General features: G+C 47.3%; 13 protein-coding genes. 6 read left to right on the top strand and 7 right to left on the bottom strand.

From position 1 onward, the window contains the following. The 5 genes from QUB33_RS21690 to QUB33_RS21670 form a co-directional block, all read right to left on the bottom strand. Positions 1–2,371 (bottom strand): DUF4347 domain-containing protein (locus QUB33_RS21690; protein WP_333354053.1); only part of this gene is annotated, 2,371 nt, incomplete at its 3' end. A gap of 584 nt (positions 2,372–2,955) precedes the next feature. Beyond that, on the bottom strand, positions 2,956–3,186 hold the full coding sequence (locus QUB33_RS21685) for a hypothetical protein (RefSeq protein WP_333354050.1): 231 nt from the start codon (positions 3,184–3,186) through the stop codon (positions 2,956–2,958). A 10-nt stretch (positions 3,187–3,196) separates the two neighbouring features. Next, complete coding sequence (locus tag QUB33_RS21680) at positions 3,197–5,305, bottom strand: prolyl oligopeptidase family serine peptidase (protein WP_333354046.1); 2,109 nt, start codon at positions 5,303–5,305, stop codon at positions 3,197–3,199. A gap of 341 nt (positions 5,306–5,646) precedes the next feature. Next, a complete protein-coding gene (gene recR, locus QUB33_RS21675) occupies positions 5,647–6,240 on the bottom strand; it encodes a recombination mediator RecR (protein WP_006634457.1) in 594 nt (197 codons plus the stop codon). A 152-nt stretch (positions 6,241–6,392) separates the two neighbouring features. After that, positions 6,393–6,761 (bottom strand): translation initiation factor, encoded by a 369-nt coding sequence (locus tag QUB33_RS21670; RefSeq protein WP_190737631.1) that lies wholly within the window; start codon positions 6,759–6,761, stop codon positions 6,393–6,395. A 239-nt stretch (positions 6,762–7,000) separates the two neighbouring features. On the opposite strand from QUB33_RS21670, the gene trpB reads away from it, so the two are divergent. The 3 genes from trpB (at position 7,001) to QUB33_RS21655 (ending at position 9,727) form a co-directional block, all read left to right on the top strand. Continuing rightward, on the top strand, positions 7,001–8,239 hold the full coding sequence (gene trpB, locus QUB33_RS21665) for a tryptophan synthase subunit beta (protein ID WP_333354043.1): 1,239 nt from the start codon (positions 7,001–7,003) through the stop codon (positions 8,237–8,239). A gap of 262 nt (positions 8,240–8,501) precedes the next feature. After that, a complete protein-coding gene (locus QUB33_RS21660; protein ID WP_333354040.1) occupies positions 8,502–9,011 on the top strand; it encodes a CAP domain-containing protein in 510 nt (169 codons plus the stop codon). An 83-nt stretch (positions 9,012–9,094) separates the two neighbouring features. Further along, positions 9,095–9,727, top strand: a complete 633-nt coding sequence (locus tag QUB33_RS21655; protein ID WP_333354037.1) for a ribonuclease H-like domain-containing protein — start codon at positions 9,095–9,097, stop codon at positions 9,725–9,727. Between the two features lie 262 nt (positions 9,728–9,989). On the opposite strand, the gene QUB33_RS21650 is transcribed toward QUB33_RS21655, so the two are convergent. Next, positions 9,990–11,057, bottom strand: a complete 1,068-nt coding sequence (locus tag QUB33_RS21650; RefSeq protein ID WP_333354034.1) for a GspE/PulE/PilB domain-containing protein — start codon at positions 11,055–11,057, stop codon at positions 9,990–9,992. A 309-nt stretch (positions 11,058–11,366) separates the two neighbouring features. Here QUB33_RS21650 and QUB33_RS21645 point away from each other — a divergent pair, with 309 nt between their 5' ends. Continuing rightward, positions 11,367–11,519 (top strand): hypothetical protein, encoded by a 153-nt coding sequence (locus QUB33_RS21645; RefSeq protein WP_333354032.1) that lies wholly within the window; start codon positions 11,367–11,369, stop codon positions 11,517–11,519. Between the two features lie 142 nt (positions 11,520–11,661). Here the strand turns inward: QUB33_RS21645 and QUB33_RS21640 are convergent, their stop codons facing one another. Further along, positions 11,662–12,789 carry a HetZ-related protein 2 gene (locus QUB33_RS21640; protein WP_333354028.1) on the bottom strand — a complete coding sequence of 376 codons (1,128 nt, stop codon included), beginning with the start codon at positions 12,787–12,789 and terminating at the stop codon, positions 11,662–11,664. Between the two features lie 157 nt (positions 12,790–12,946). On the opposite strand from QUB33_RS21640, the gene glyS reads away from it, so the two are divergent. Both glyS and murD read left to right on the top strand, forming a co-directional pair. Then, on the top strand, positions 12,947–15,121 hold the full coding sequence (gene glyS / locus QUB33_RS21635) for a glycine--tRNA ligase subunit beta (protein ID WP_333354025.1): 2,175 nt from the start codon (positions 12,947–12,949) through the stop codon (positions 15,119–15,121). A 517-nt stretch (positions 15,122–15,638) separates the two neighbouring features. Next, positions 15,639–16,985, top strand: a complete 1,347-nt coding sequence (gene murD, locus QUB33_RS21630; RefSeq protein WP_333354021.1) for a UDP-N-acetylmuramoyl-L-alanine--D-glutamate ligase — start codon at positions 15,639–15,641, stop codon at positions 16,983–16,985. The last annotated feature ends 39 nt before the right edge of the window (positions 16,986–17,024 follow it).

Genomic DNA, 17,024 nt, shown 5'->3' with positions numbered 1-17,024 from the left:
TGTTTTCGGCTGTGCTGGGGCCGTTGTTGACTGTGGAAATTGTGTAAGTAACTATTTCACCCGGTGCTGCTGCCGTAGTCCCGGTTTTGGTGGTAACTAGGTCGGCACTAGGTGTCAGAGTTGTGGTGACTGTAGATTCGTTGTTGGCGGGAGTGGGGTCAGCCGTGGGTGAGGTACTTCTGGCGGTGTTGCTGACGCTGCCTGATGCAGGTGCGATGAAGCTGACTGTGTTGTTGACGCTGACACCGCTGGCTAAGCTGGGAACGGGCGCGAAGGTGACAATGCCTGTCACAGAATCGTAGACACCGCCGTTGACTCCTGTTAAACCGGGAACGATGGTGTCGGTAATGGTGATGTTTTCGGCTGTGCTGGGGCCGTTGTTGACTGTGGAAATTGTGTAAGTAACTATTTCACCCGGTGCTGCTGCCGTATCCCCGGTTTTGGTGGTAACTAGGTCGGCAAGAGCAGCAACAATTGTAGTTGAGACTTGAGAGATGGGTTGGGAACTATTGTTGTTAGCTAGATTTGGGTCGAAAGTGCTGGAGGTGCTATAGGCAGTGTTGGTTAAGGCAGCGCCGACGGTTGCGGGAACTGTGGCGGTGATGGTGCGGGTGACGCTAGCACCGTTAGCCAGAGTCGGAATCGTCGGCCAGATGATCATCCTCGTTACGGTGTTGTATGTGGCGAGGTCGGAGGCGCCGACAAAACTTAAGCCCTCTGGGAGCGGATCTTGAATGAGGACGCTTTCGGCGCTGTTTGGCCCGTTATTTGTGGAGGTAATCGTATAGGTAATGGTGCTATTGGGTATGGCATAGATCGGGCCTTTTTTAACAATAGAAACGTCGGCTACGAGTGTAGGTGGATTTATACTTTCGACGATGACATTGTTAACTTCGTGAATGTTTGTGTTTCCCCCTGTCGAAGCAGCAAAGCCAAATTTAAAAGTAGGTGGCACTGCTCCGTTTACGGTTGCCAAATTTGGTATGTCGAGCAGTGTTTCGCCCGCATCAAATGTGCCACTATCGTCCAAGTCGAAGGCAACAGTCAGACGGTTAGGAAATGTTTGTGAATTCGCGGGAAATAATGTAACTTGAACGGTTCTTTTAGCCTCAGCGCGAATGCTTGTACCTTGATTATCTATGCCACCGGGAACGACTCTGCTAGTTAAAAAATTATAAGATGTGCTTTCGCTGCCTCTAAGTCCTACTGCATCAGGTAGCGGCCCTCCCGGCGCAGCCGGATTTGTATTTACACGCCCTCCCACTCCTGTTTGACTAGCAGAATAATTGCCAAACTCGTCTAATCCGACACCTAAATAACCTCCTACAATACCCGGTACGATTCCACCCCTATTATTCTGAGCATAGCCGAGAGAGCCGCCAAAGCCTCCCGCTTGTGTTGGCGTAGCTGTTCCGTCAATGAGGAAAAAACTAATGCCATCCGCACCAAAGAGGTTATTCTGCTGATCGACGACAGTACCTCTGTTATAGGCAAAGAAATCAAAGGTAACTCTCAGACCCTCAGTGGCGGAGATGGGGTTGTTGTAGATAACAAAAGCTGCTTCGTCAAAGTTATTTGATGTTAATCTCAAAGTACCGCTTCCGGGTGGATCGCCAGTCCCTAAAGCGGGAATAACGCCGCTGAGGTTTTGTGTACTACCTGCCGTTAAGCCTGGTGGAGCGGATGCGCCAAAAATTCCATATATCCAAGGCCCGATTACTGTTGAATTTTTAAATTCTTCAGCCGCTAATGTAGCCAGAACTGATGTGTAGCCTTCTAGGACTTCTTTTTCAAAGGCTATTTCGGTATTTATTTGTGCTGTAGTAATTTCTAATTCCCAGTCGCCACCTAATGCTGCACTCCCTGTTAGGTTATTGGAAGCGGCAATATTTGCTCCTGTTATTTCACTGAGTTTTTGTATGAATTTAATGCCGGATTCGCCTGCCGCTATGTTACACCCGTAAAGCAGAATGCTGCCGGATTCGTTAAGGGCTTTTCCCCACTGCTGCAATTGGTTGCTGTAGGTTTCTAGATTATCAATATTAAGTTCTGTTGAGCCGATTTCTACTGCTGCTTCTCTGCCGTGAGAAACTATGTGCAGGCTGGTGATGCTGCTGCGCTGACCCAGAATTTCGGTGATTTGCTCGATCGCCTCCCTAGTAGGATTGAGTACAAATACTTCCGTTCCTGCTTTAATACCACCGATCAATTGATGGTAGTTTTCTACTCGGGAGTCAACAATCACTAGAGATTTTTTCGTGTCCGGTTCTGCTGTAGAGCTTGCTTTTTTTAAAAAAAAGTTGTTCTTAGTGGCAATATTCGTAGATTTAGGTATTTTTACGGCTGTAAAATTCGGCAGATTGGAGAGCATTTTCATTATTCCCTGATTTAGTTATTTGTTTTAGCCTACCCACTTTTAGAAAATTCCATAAACACCAAAATATAAAATTTTAATAAAATTTTTTGCTAAAAAATTTTATTACTTACGTATTTTTTTGGTTGAGATTTTAGGAAAGAATGGGATGGGGACTGCAGCGGGCGATCGCGCGTAGCTAGGGCGAAAAATCACCCCCACTCCTAGGCAAGCGTTTTCGGGCTTTGACTGCGCTAGTTAAGTCTTTTTGTTTGAGAAGGGGCTATGCCAGAACTTGGAGATTGCGATCGCCAATTATTGACGCCTTGCTGAAAAAAAGGCAATGATTCCGGTAACGCGAGGGTTCTCAGTACGGTTGTAGGTAGGATTTTTTGTTGAATCTTCACCGTAAGCCAACTTAAAGTCAACTAAAAAAATTGGTTTCCGAGAATAGGAAAATTTTTAAGTTTCGATTCGATTTACTACTGTTGGCCATTGACATCGCTACCAATTTTACTTATCGTGAAACGATATCAACAAAATCTCATAACGACCAATAAAACATACAAAAATTAACATAGCGTAAGGCAAGTTAACACCACCTAGGAGTTGACAAGTTGCACTAATGTATGATTTAAATTTTCGGGTGTCTGCAGCCAAAGGCAGTGAAGCGATCGCAGGATTTGAGAATGGAACGCGAGATTTGCCCGAAAAATTCTTTCAAATACTACGGTGAGGTGCTGTGTGGTGCGTGCGTACCCTAGGGGAGAGGCGGAAAAATTGAGGGTGGCGCGATCGCACTTTCTCGGACTCAGGCACCCCCAATTCCGCACTTTTTAAACCTTAGTTAATATCCAGTTCCCGCACTAAAAAAGCCCATTCATCTGCCAATTCTTCAATGATTTTCGCAGTGGGTTTGCCTGCACCGTGTCCCGCTTTAGTTTCAATGCGAATTAACACGGGTTTTTCTCCCGCGTGGGTTTCTTGCAAGGCAGAAGCAAACTTGAAACTGTGGGCCGGAACTACTCGATCGTCGTGATCGGCAGTTGTAATCATAGTCGCCGGATAAGCCGTTCCCGGTTGGAGGTTGTGCAACGGAGAATAGCCGTGAATTGTGGAAAATTCTTCGGGATTTTCCGGCGAACCGTATTCAGAAGTCCAAGCCCAACCAATGGTAAACTTGTGAAAGCGCAACATATCCATGACGCCGACTGCCGGCAGTGCTGCACCGAACAATTCCGGCCGCTGAGTCATGCAAGCCCCTACTAATAAACCGCCGTTGCTACCGCCTGCGATCGCCAATTTTGCAGGTTTGGTGTACTTGTTTTCTATCAACCATTCAGCGGCGCTGATAAAGTCATCAAACACGTTCTGCTTATTCAACTTTGTGCCTGCTTGGTGCCAGGATTCGCCGTACTCGCCGCCTCCCCGCAAACAGGCGATCGCATAAACTCCACCCATCTCCAGCCACACGACATTGCTAACAGAAAAACTCGGAGTTAGCGAGATGCCAAAACCACCGTAGCCGTAAAGGTAGGTGGGGTTATTGCCATCCAACTGCAAGCCTTTCTTGTGGGTAATAAACATGGGTACTTGCGTACCGTCTTTGCTCGGGTAAAATACTTGTTTTGTCTCGTAATCGTCTGGATTAAAATCGACTTTTGGCTGCCGATAAATTGTACTTTCACCTGTCACCATATTGTAGCGGTAAATAGTGTTTGGTGTAGTAAAACTGGTGTAAGCGTAAAAAGTTTCGGTGTCGTGCCGCTTGCCCCCGAATCCTCCGGCTGAACCGATTCCGGGCAAGGCAACTTCTCGCACGAAAGAGCCGTCTAAGTTGAAAATTTTAATCTGGGTGTAGGCGTCTTTCAAGTAGGAAGCGACAAATTGATTGTTCAGGAGACCTATGCCTTCGAGAGTTTCTGCTGCTTCGGGGATAATTTCTGTAAACCCCCCCTCCCTGGGCGACGGAGGGGTTTCGTCACAAGCGAGGGATGAGGGAGGTGGGTTGTTGGTGTCGATCGCAATTACGCGGCCCAACGGTGCATTCAAGTCGGTTTGAAACCAGAAAATAGAGCCCTCATTGTCGATAAAACTGTACTCAGCCTCGAATTCGCTAATCAGTTCTACAACGGTTGATTCCGGTGCAGTTAAATCCTTGTAGAAAATCAAGTTTTTGGTTTCAGTTCCTTGCCAAACTGAGATAATCAAGTATTGGCCATCTTCGGTGACGCCGCCACTAAATCCCCACTCTTTTTGGTCGGGTCGCTCGTAAATTAATACATCTTCAGATTGGGGCGTGCCGATTTGGTGGTAAAACAGTTTTTGGTAATAGTTAACATCTTCGTGCTTGCTTTTTTCGTTGGGTTCGTCGTAGCGACTGTAAAAAAAGCCTTTGCCGTCGTGAGTCCAGGATGCTCCTGAGAATTTAATCCACTTTAAATGGTCTGATAGATCTTCGCCCGTTGCCACATCTCGGACTTTCCATTCTTGCCAGTCGGAACCGGAAGTTGACAAACCGTAAGCCATGTATTTGCCGTCTTCGCTGATAGCTATCCCACCCAAAGCAACAGTTCCGTCTTCTGAGAGAGTGTTGGGGTCAATTAATACTTTGGGTTCGCCGTCGAGGGATGTTAAAGTGTAGAGTACGGATTGATTTTGCAGGCCGTCATTCTTGTAGTAGAAATAGCGAGATCCTTCTTTGAAAGGTATGCCGTATTTCTCGTAATCCCAAAGTTGAGTCAGGCGCTGTTTGATTTTTTCCCGCGCCGGAATTTCGTTGAGGTAGCCAAAAGTGACTGCGTTTTGGGCTTCCACCCAAGCTTGGGTTTCCTCAGAGTCGGGATTTTCCAGCCACCTGTAGGGGTCGGATACTTTGACGCCGTGGTAGTCGTCTGTTTGGTCGATTTTGCGGGTTGTGGGGTAGGTGAAAGGTCGATCGAATTGGGTCATGATTTTTTACTCTCGGTAACTTTGTCCAGTTTACCCTTTCGCGGCAGTGACGACAGGGAACAATGAAACCCAACACCAAATACCAAATACCCGACAGATGGAAACCTGTCGCTACACAGACAAAACCCGCCGACGCGGGTTTCATATATTACAAATTTGTGATTGCGAGCCTCAGCGAAGCAATCACAGAAGCTTGGGATATAGGACTCGTGGCATCAATTCTGAACTCTTCCTCCTATCTTCTCTTCCTTCGTGACAATAGCGCTAACGTGCCACTTCGCTAACGCACCTCGAAGCACTTCGTTTCTCTTACTTTTAAATCAGCCATCACCCGTTTTTAACTAATCCAACTCTCTCCTTCCTTCCAAAGCGCGAGCCAATGTAACCTCATCGGCATATTCCAAATCTCCCCCCATCGGCAAACCAAAAGCTATGCGCGTCACTAGGGTAAAAGGTTTTAATAAGTGACCGATATAAAGAGTAGTAGTTTCGCCTTCCACGCTGGGACTAATAGCAATAATTACTTCCTTAATCTTTTGCTGACTGACCCGCCGGACTAATGGTTGAATGTTCAATTGTTCCGGACCAATTCCATCCATAGGCGATATAACGCCGCCAACAACGTGATATTTACCCATATATTCCCGCGTTTTTTCTAAAGCGATTACGTCGCGGGATTCTGATACTACACAAAGGGTATGACTGTCGCGGTTTGTATTGCGGCAAATTTCGCAAACAGGGTCAGCAGATAAGTGAAAGCATACTTGACAGAAACCTACTTGCTGTTTGGCATCAATCAAAGATTTAGCTAGGGCTTGCACTTCTTCTTCCGGTCGCTTCAAAATATGTAAAGCGAGCCGCTGGGCTGTTTTTGGACCGACTCCTGGCAAGCGCTGCAATTGTTCGATTAAACGAGCTAAAGGTCGAGTGTACATTAAAAATTGGCGGTAATTGGTAATATCATTTCTGGTTGATTCGCGATCGTATAATTGGCGCGATGTAGGGGCGGGTTTTACCAACCATCTATGTTTTAAACTAAGTATATCATAAACTCGTCCCGCCCATACACTGATGACTATTGACTAATTTACCCTCCACTAATTTTAGCTTTGTAGCCTAACTTTGTAATAATTTCTAGCAGCTTTTGCTTGTGTTCGCCTTGAATTTCGATTTCATTATCTTTGACTGTGCCGCCAGTACCGCATTGGGCTTTTAGCTGCTTGGCTAAAGTTGCTAATGTTTCGGGTTTTTCCTGAAAGCCGCTGATGACTGTAACTGTTTTGCCGCCGCGTCCTTTTCGGGATGCTTCGATTTTGAGGTTTTGTTGATTGGGGGGAACTTCTGCCACTCCCCGTTGGAGGGCTGCCGAGTTGTCAACGTTGCCAAATTCAGAGTAAACTATTCGTTTCCCTTCGGTTGTTTTGCTGTCAGAATCTTTGCGTTTGGATGCTGCCATAGGTTAAGATGCTTGAACTTTTTTACTGGTATTTCTAGTTTTAGCGGATTGGGGTATGGTTGCGATCGCTCGGAATGCGCTCTATCTTCTACTTATTGTATTAGCCCGTCAAGCGTTCAAGGAATTATAATGAAATTTGTTCGATCGGCTCCAGTCCACAACCGATTTGCTACGATCGACACCAAGCCTCTAGCTTACCCGTGAATCTAAAAAATCTAAAATCTAAAATCTAAAATCAAATGACAGTCACCCCCCTGCATCTCACCACCGAAACCAGCGCCCAACGCCCCGACTCCCTAGGCCGATTCGGCCAATTCGGCGGCAAATACGTCCCCGAAACCCTGATGCCGGCTTTGTTCGAGCTAGAAGCCGCTTTCCACAAATACAGCAGCGAACCGGAATTTCAACAGCAACTCCAACAATTGCTCAAGGATTATGTCGGCCGCCCCAGCCCTTTGTATTTTGCCGAACGCCTCACCGAGCATTATGCTAAAGCAGACGGAACTGGCCCGCAAATTTACCTCAAACGCGAAGATTTAAACCACACCGGAGCTCACAAAATTAACAACGCTTTAGCTCAAGCATTGCTCGCAAAACGTATGGGCAAAAAGCGCGTAATTGCTGAAACTGGTGCCGGTCAACACGGCGTTGCTACTGCCACAGTTTGCGCTCGTTTCGGTATAGAATGCGTTGTCTACATGGGCGTTCACGACATGGAAAGACAGGCTTTAAATGTCTTTAGAATGCGCTTGATGGGAGCAGAAGTGCGGCCGGTGGCTGCGGGTACGGGAACGCTGAAAGATGCGACTTCGGAAGCGATTCGCGACTGGGTGACAAATGTCGAAACAACTCATTACATTCTCGGTTCCGTAGCGGGCCCGCATCCTTACCCGATGATGGTACGCGATTTCCATGCGATAATCGGTCAAGAAACCCGGGCTCAGTGTCAGGAAAAGTGGGGCGGTTTGCCCGATATTTTATTAGCTTGCGTCGGCGGCGGTTCTAATGCAATGGGTCTTTTCCATGAGTTTGTCGGGGAAGAAACTGTCAGATTGATCGGTATTGAAGCGGCCGGTGAAGGTGTGGAAACTGATAAACACGCTGCTACTTTGACTAAGGGAAGTGTGGGAGTTCTGCACGGGGCGATGAGTTATTTGCTGCAAGATAATGAAGGTCAAGTAATCGAGCCGCATTCGATTAGTGCGGGTTTGGATTATCCGGGTGTGGGGCCGGAACACAGTTATTTGAAGGATGCCGGCAGAGCTGAATATTATAGCGTAACTGATGCAGAAGCGCTGGAAGCATTTCAGCGACTTTCGCAGTTGGAGGGGATTATTCCGGCTTTGGAAACTTCTCATGCGATCGCCTATTTAGAGACTCTGTGCCCCCAGCTAACAGGCAATCCGCGCATTGTGCTTAACTGTTCGGGACGCGGCGACAAAGACGTGAACACTGTAGCGAAGGTTCTGAATATCTAGTTGGGCGGAATTGTGGGCGATCGCTCTGTAGGAATTAGTAACAATTAATTGGTGTCAACTTAAGACTAAAATCCTTTGTCTCTCTCGTTTGTATCGAAGTCTAGATCCCCCCAAGTCCCCCTTAATAAGGGGGGGACTGGAAGCGCTCTTAAGGGAGATTTAGGGGGATGGAGAGGCTCATCGTCAGACGGTATACTCATACTACTTTTGGCATTAAGTTGACACTAATGGTAAGAATTAAGTTTATTTTTCGTTTGATTTTATGTCCAAAGGTTTAATTTTGACGTGCGTGGGATTGTTGACCATCATGCTGCCAAAGTGTGGCACGTTCATTATTTCGCGAGCGCAGCCGCAAACTTCCATGAATACTAATGTTGCTTCGAGCTCTATTACTAACTTAGAAAAAGCGGTTAACCAACAGATAAATCAATACCGAGCATCTAAAAAGTTACCGCCGTTGAGTATCGATCCGCGAATCAGTCAGATAGCAAGAATTCACAGCGAAAATATGGCTAACGGTAAAGTCAGTTTCAGCCACGATGGATTTGAAGGGCGGGCGGAAGCAATTACGATTCCTTATAAAAGTGTAGCTGAAAATCTTGCTTATAATTTGGGCTACAGCGACCCGGTACGCAAAGCTGTTGAGGGTTGGATTAAAAGTGACGGCCACCGCAAAAATATGGAAGGTCAGTTTAATGTGACTGGTATTGGGGTTGCAAAAAATGCCAAAGGCGAGTATTATTTTACTCAGCTTTTTGTTCGCAGTTGGTAATTTGAAGGAAGAAGGAAGAAGAAAGAGGGAAGAAGGCAGTCAACAGTGAACAGTGAACAGTCAACAGTCAACAGTTACCCATAATGGAATTTGCAGATTTTCAAGTGTGCGATGGTGATATTCCCGATTCTCTCTTATCTTATTATTTGACTGCGCCGGCGATCGCGGTTGATACGGAAACAATGGGCTTGCTACCGTGGCGCGATCGCTTGTGTTTGGTTCAGTTGTGCGATCCGCAAGGTAAAGTTGCAGTGGTGCGGATTGCCAAAGACCAGACAGCAGCACCGAATTTAAAGAAGTTAATGGAAGCCGAAAATATTGAGAAGGTATTTCACTTTGCGCGCTTCGATCTGGCAACCATGCGTTACAATTTAAGTATTGACATTGCACCTGTTTTCTGCACAAAAATAGCGAGCAAACTTGCGAGAACTTACACCAACAAACACGGACTTAAAGATTTAATCCAAGAATTGGAAAACGTAGAACTCAACAAAACTTCTCAAAGTTCTGACTGGGGAAATTCCCAGCATCTTTCAGACGACCAACTCAGCTACGCTGCTAACGATGTCCGCTATTTGCTGAGCGCTAAACAAAAGTTGACTGCTATGTTGCAGCGAGAAGAACGCTGGGAAATTGCACAGCAATGTTTTCAGTGTTTGCCCGTTTTTGTGAGTTTGGATTTATTGCAGTACAAGGATGTTTTCGAGCACGGCTAATACCATTTTAGATTTTAAATTTTAGATTGGGAATGACTGATGACTACCAGGGTTTAGAACACGGGCCTACAATTGCATTCTTTTTGGGAACTGGTATAATATTCTGTCACCTCGCCGAACTGCCATCAAAGTGGTTTGTAGTGAAGACTTGAGTTATCATAAAACTCGCTTGGACTTTAGTCCTCACTACAAACATAATTATTATTATTTGACCGGACATGATATGAGTTAAAAAAAATTCAAAACAGTCATCTATGGCTGATTAAGGCTGATCGGGATTGTGTCCGTGCAGCAAAGCTTCAATTTGGTCGTCAACATTTCTAATCACCTGTTCCAAAGCGGGCAACCCCTCTAAATGCCCAGGAGAAAGCCGAGTTCGATCGCGAATTTGATTCACTTTCCGCTGCAATTCTTCGGCCAGCCGCAGTGCGTCCCGACTCAAAGTAGACAACTGCTGCTGCTGGTAAAACCTCAAAGCTGCCCCCCGCAAAACTTGCAGGGTGGCTTCTTCCTTGCCGCCCACCGTCATTATCCGCAAGCGCAACAGCAAATGAGTGTTTTGATATACCCGCTCAACTTCGACTTGTTTGGGATGTTCCACCGGGGAAACAGGCATATCTGTCAGCCGCTTCAACTCGTCGATAACCTCTTGGAAAAGGACGATATCGATACCTTCGAGCATCGATTTCAAAACGCCATCTTGACTCCAAAGAATGCGACCTTGGGACTGGTGCCGCTCAAAAAACAGGCGGCCGATACCCTCTCGCAGCACTCTACCGAGCAATTCTTGCAGCAGTTGGGGCGCGGGCAAAGTTGCCAAAACTTCCACTTGGCTTGACAAGTGCAAGGCCTCGACATTCAAAACCGATAGCTGTGTCGGTGTCGGGGGAACCTCAGCGCCAGCAGGTTTAAACGGCTCAGGAGCGGGCATCGAGGGTTCTGGCACAGACAGCAGCGTTTCTGCATTGGGGCCTGGAGTTGCTGATGCGGGATTTTTGGGTGTTGGGGCTGCTTCGGCGGTTGTCTGGCTGGGTTCTCGAAGCTGGCTCCCGTGCAGCAAGTAAGCTGAGAGCATCGAGCGCTGAGTTTCCGAGGCAATTTGCTCTGTTGTGACTGAGCAATTCATGTAAGCTAAAATCCGCTGCACGTAGTCCAAGGCGGAGTCATCTTGGGCATCGACTACGCCCAATTTAAACTGATTACCTTCTAGAGATAAAGGCAAAACTTGATAGTAAAGGCAAGCTTCAAAGGGGACAACTGTGTCGATTAGGTGAAATATTCGATCGGAGTCCATTGTAGCTGCCGAGTCTGTTGAAGATGTATGTACCATTAGCTGCTTTGTAGTTGGAAGCGCGATCGAGCGCGACGCACCAACCTGATGCGATAAAATTAAACGCTGCAACTTCCCTGACGGAGGAATTGGCTTAACAACCGGAAGCTTTTATTAAAGAAAAATCTTTAGTCCCAGAATTTTCTCCCTTCTGTATTGCAGCCTCAAATTCTACCAAAAGATTGAGAACTAGATGATGACTAGCGCAGTCTAGACCCACTATCACCGATCGCCCGAGATTGATGCCCGTGGCTGGCAACAATAGAATTATGTCTTTAATGCACAAGTATTAGAGATGCACCACAACGGATGATTTACGGGCAACCGCTGAATTTAGGATTGGTTAAAAAATCCTCAAAAGTCGATCGTGCTGCTAGTATCTTAACTCAGAGAGCTGACTGCGATCGTCTCGGAACGCGATCGTCACGGCAGCGCTACAACATTCCGATCGATCTAACCTGATTTGATACAAGGGGCATCGCGCGGTTTTCCACGGGGAAACTCGCAGCACTCTGCGGCTGTTGGGGAATTGATTTGTAGCGCGGATTCTGAAAAATTCTACCGCCAATTAACAATTAGCAATTGCCCGCCACCCATTACCAATCTACTCGTTGCGGAGGGATTGAGCTGCTAAATAGAGTTTGCTCCACTCGCCGATGACTTGATTGGTTTTCAACTTTAATTCAGAGGCGATCGTCTCTACACTTTTCCCTGCTTTCAACGATTCTAGCAAGTGCCGCTGCACCGGTGTGAGGTCTTGTAAATATTGCTGCCACTGAGCGGGAGTCAAGCCCAAACTGTGTTCTTGGAGCGAAGTTTCCAGCCAGTTGGCGACTAATTCCGGTGCTTGTTTGACCGCAAAAACCCGAATCGCGTGGTAACTAACTTTTTCTCGCAAGCGGTAAATTTGCTTGATCGGAACCTTCAACTCCTCGGCAATTGCCTCTTGGGAACGGCCTTGCAGGTAAAGCCGCAGCCACCGGGAAGCCAGCGGATCGACTTCAGCGGCTAAATAATTCTCAAATTCTTGTTGGACAATCTGCCGCTGAGTTTGCTGCTCTTCCCAAGCTTGATTTTCTCGATACTCGGACATTGCCTGTTCGTCTAGCAGGCTGAGCGGTTCGTCTGTATCGTCGGGTAGAACCTGTTCCGACACCAGCCGCACCCAGTCTCCCGCAGGCACTTGCGTCAACCCGCCCCGCTGGGCACGCCGCAGGTAGTTGACAAAACGGTACACCAGCAGCGGCTGGTTGCGGATCGGCCGCAAGCAGTATTCTTCTGTGCTCGCTAGCAGCAAAGCATTTCGCAGGCGTCTGTCTGAGGTGCATTCGGCAATCCAGGCGACTTGCTGCTGCAGGTAGCGATCGGAATTGAGCATTTCCTGGATCACTTCTTGCAGTACCTCCACCGCACTCCGCTGTCTGTCGCGACTCAGGGAAACCCACGCTTGGATTTTTTGCCGGAGCACAACCAAGCCGCCGAGCCGCCCGATCAAGTTGCGGTAAGCTTTTTCTGGCGGTACTCCCAGATAGCGAGAAAGCAAAATTCGATATAAAAAGTCGATCGCCCCAGAGGCGACAGACAATTGAGTTGGGCTAAGAGTGTCAAATCTTTCGGGCTTGTCTCCCAACAGCCAGCGGACAACACTCTCGCGAGTGCTAGAACTCTCCTGCGGGCAATCTTGTTCGAGTCGAGACTTCCAATCTTGTCCTAGTCTTTCCGCCAAGGTCATGGGCTGCCGAGAATATTGTCTTTCACCCCCGATTTTACGTGGTATCCTGGATTTTTGAGTATTTTTCAGATATACGATCCTCTTCGAGGGCTTCGCCAACGCGCGATCGGATAAATTACCTTAAATTACCCTAAACAAAATTCCATTACGGTGCGATATGCCTAACTTTTTATTAGAACTCGGTACAGAAGAATTGCCCGCATCTTTTGTCTCAGGCAGCGCCCAGCAGTGGCAGCGACTTGTACCTGCAACGCTGGCCGAAGAATCCTTGACAAATGACTCTATTAATGTATACGCTACTCCGAGGCGTTTGGCCGTTCTCGTGAAAGGACTGCCAGTTCAGCAATTAGATAGAGAAGAAGAGGTAAAAGGGCCGCCCGCAAGTTCGGCTTTTAAAGATGGCAAACCGACGAAAGCAGCCGAAGGTTTTGCGAAAAAGCAGGGCGTAGAAATTGAGGCTTTGGAAGTTCGCGCTACCGATAAAGGCGATTTTGTTTTTGTGCTAAAAAAGATTCCGGGGCGGATGACAGCGGATATTTTGGCAGAACTCGTGCCGCAGTGGATTAATAAGTTAGAAGGCAAAAGATTCATGCGGTGGGCCGACGGAGATTTGAAGTTTCCGCGCCCGATTCGATGGATGGTGGCTTTGTTAGATGATACTGTACTGCCAATTACATTGGTGAGCGGTTCGGATACGGTCAAGAGCGATCGAATTTCCCAAGGACACCGGGTGTTATACACCCCCCCTACACCCCAGAAGGGGGAGACGGGGGGAGTCTCGATTCCCCAAGCCGAGGATTATGTCGAGTGTCTGCGGGCTGCTTGCGTGGAGGTCGATCGATCCCAGCGCAAAAATCAAATTAAAGCACAAGTAGAAGCCGCAGCAACAAAACAAGGCGGTTACGCCGACATTACCGAAGATTTGTTAGAAGAAGTCACCGACTTAGTAGAATGGCCGAACGCAGTTGTCGGGAAATTTGACGACGAATTTTTGATATTGCCGCCGGAAGTAATTACTACAATTATTGTCACAAACCAGCGGTATTTTCCTATTCTCAAAAGCCCTGATTATCCTGAACTTCTGCCCTATTTCATTACAATTTCCAACGGCGACCCGGCTAAAGCGGCGATTATTGCCGCAGGTAACGAGCGAGTAGTGCGGGCAAGATTGGCAGACGGTCAGTTTTTCTACAAAGCAGACTTGGTAAAGCCTCTAGAGGATTATTTGCCCAAGTTGGCAACAGTTACTTTCCAAGAAGATTTGGGGACAGTACGCGCAAAAGTCGATCGCCTGTGCAAAATTGCCAGCCTCACCGCCACTCAACTGCAAATAACAGGCGAAGAACAAGCTTATATAGCAAGAGCAGCCTTACTTTGTAAAGCCGACCTCGTAACCCAAATGGTTTACGAACTTCCCGAAATGCAAGGAATCATGGGGCAGAAATACGCCTTAGCAAGTGGCGAATCGGAAGAAGTAGCCACAGCAATTTTTGAACATTATTTGCCCAAAGGTGCGGGCGACATTTTGCCGCAAACTCAGACTGGTCAAGTTGTCGGAATAGCCGACAAATTAGATACTTTAGTCAGCATCTTCGGCTTGGGAATGTTGCCGACTGGTTCATCCGACCCCTTCGCTTTGCGCCGCGCCGCTAATGCAATAATTAACATTATTTGGGCGGCTCAGTTGCCAATCAATTTGCACCAGTTGCTCGCAGAAGTTGTTGCCGAATTTACCGCAGCGCGCCCGGAAACACCGACGGAGTTGCTGGATCAGTTATACGAGTTTTTCTTGCAAAGAATTCGGACTTTGTTGCAAGAAGAAAAAAATGTAGATTACGATTTGGTAAATGCCGTTTTGGGCGAAAACGACCCAGAATATACTGAACGAGCATTGAGAGATTTGTTGGACGCACGGGAAAGAGCGCTTTTCTTACAACAAATCCGCAATAACCAGACTTTGGATCTAATTTACGAAACAGTCAACCGTTCAACTCGTTTGGCGGCTCAAGGCGATTTGGATAAAGTAGAATTGGAACCGAAAACGGCGGTGAAACCAGATTTATTTCAAAAGTCGTCTGAACAAGCTTTTTACGATGCAGTGGTGCAGTTAGTGCCGCAAACGCTGCTATCCAAACAAACTCGGAATTACCAGCAGTTAGTAGATAGTTTGACTGAAATTGCTCCGACTGTCAGCAACTTTTTCGACGGGCCAGAAAGCGTGTTGGTGATGGACCCCGACCCCGAAATTAAGCAGAATCGGCTGAATTTACTGGGTTTGCTGCGGAATCACGCCCGGGTGTTGGCTGACTTTGGGGCGATCGTCAAAAGTTAAAATTGACAAGATTTGAGTCCGCCTGGGATTGAAAACCTCCGCTTCAGTCCGCCGGGGGTTGAAACGCCCGTCTCAAAGCGAAAGTCCTCTTAAGAGGACTGAAACCCTGACATAACATACTTTTCAGTCCGCCGGGGGTTGAAACGCCCGTCTCAAAGCGAAAGTCCTCTTAAGAGGACTAAAACCCTGACATACCATACTTTTCAGTCAGTTTTAACTGACTTTAGCTGTTAGACAGGGGTTTTCAACCCCTGGCGGGCCTTGGGAGGCAACGGGCGGGCCTGTAGGCAAACCAACTTGAGAAACTTACTTCTTAAAACTCTCGATCAAAATAACATTAAAGCTTACCAATAAAACGAGTAAATCTATTATAATTTTTGCGATACCGCGCGAGTCTCAGCAGAGTTCGATCGCTCTCTTAAAAAATAAGCTAAATGGCCAATAGTCAACAACCAATTCAAGGTTAAGATATAAACTTATAAAACCAGGGAAGTTCGCTCCATCACACACACAGCTTATGCCGATAGCTCATATCATTGGACTAGGAAAATCAGGAATTGCCGCCGCAAGACTGCTAAAACGCGAAGGATGGGAAGTAACGCTGAGCGATCGCTCATCTTCCCCCAATTTGCTCGAACAGCAACAGGAATTCGCTAACGAAGGAATTCATGTGGAGTTAGGTAAATCTTTTGAACCAGCCGAATCTATAGAATTAATAGTAGTAAGTCCGGGCGTTCCCTGGGACAGTCCAGCATTAGTGCGCGCCAGAGAGTTAGGCATTGAAACAATCGGAGAAATGGCTCTCGCGTGGCGTTACCTCAAATCTCCTTGGGTGGGAATTACCGGCACTAACGGCAAAACTACTACTACTGCTTTAATTGCTGCTATTTTTGCAGAGGCCGGGCTTTACGCTCCCGCTTGCGGCAATATTGGCTATGCTGCGTGCGAATTAGCTTTAGCCGAAAAACAACCGGATTGGGTAATTGCAGAAATCAGCAGCTACCAGATAGAATCCTCGCCGTTTGTAGCGCCGCGAATCGGAGTTTTGACGACTTTGACGCCGGATCACCTCAGCCGCCACAAAACTTTAGAAAATTACTACAACATTAAAGCGCATTTGCTGAAAAAGTCGGAATTGCAAGTAATCAATGGCGACGATCCTTGTTTGCGCCAACAAGGAGTTGACATTTGGCCGGATGCGTGTTGGACGAGTGTCAAAGGTGAAAAAGAACTGTTGGGCGATCGCACTTTTGGAGCTTACATCGAAAACGGTTGGGTAATAGCTCAAAGCGAGAAAATTCTGCCTGCTGATTCTTTGCGGATGGTGGGCGAACACAATTTGCAGAATTTGTTAATGGCGGTGGCTGCGGCTAATTTGGCGGGGATAGATAAAAGTGCGATCGCCCGGGCGATCGCTAAATTCCCCGGAGTTTCGCACCGCCTCGAACACATCTGCACTTGGGAAGGCATAGATTTCATCAACGACAGCAAAGCTACTAATTATGACGCAGCCCAAGTCGGGTTGGCTTCTGTGAGCGCACCGGCGATTTTAATTGCGGGCGGCGACGCCAAAGAAGGGGACGATCGCGCTTGGATTGAGACAATCAAGGCGAAAGCTGCTGCGGTGCTGCTAATTGGGGATGCGGCGAGCCTTTTTGCCTCGCGGCTCGCACAAGCAAATTACAACGCTTGGGAAATAGTCGAAACAATGGAACGAGCAATCCCGCGATCTGCAGAATTAGCCCAACAAAATCATGCTAAAGTAGTGCTGCTTTCCCCAGCCTGTGCTAGCTTCGATCAATACCAAAACTTCGAGCAACGGGGCGATCATTTCCGCCAATTATGCATCGAATCGCTAGTTTAGATATGTCATTGTTCGCTGTGTACATATTCAGATTGTTCT

Origin of the sequence: Microcoleus sp. B3-A4 (assembly GCF_036705385.1) — a bacterium.
Lineage (GTDB): Bacteria > Cyanobacteriota > Cyanobacteriia > Cyanobacteriales > Microcoleaceae > Microcoleus.
Note: the sequence above shows the minus strand (reverse complement) of the source record. Positions and strands in the feature narration are given on the sequence as shown.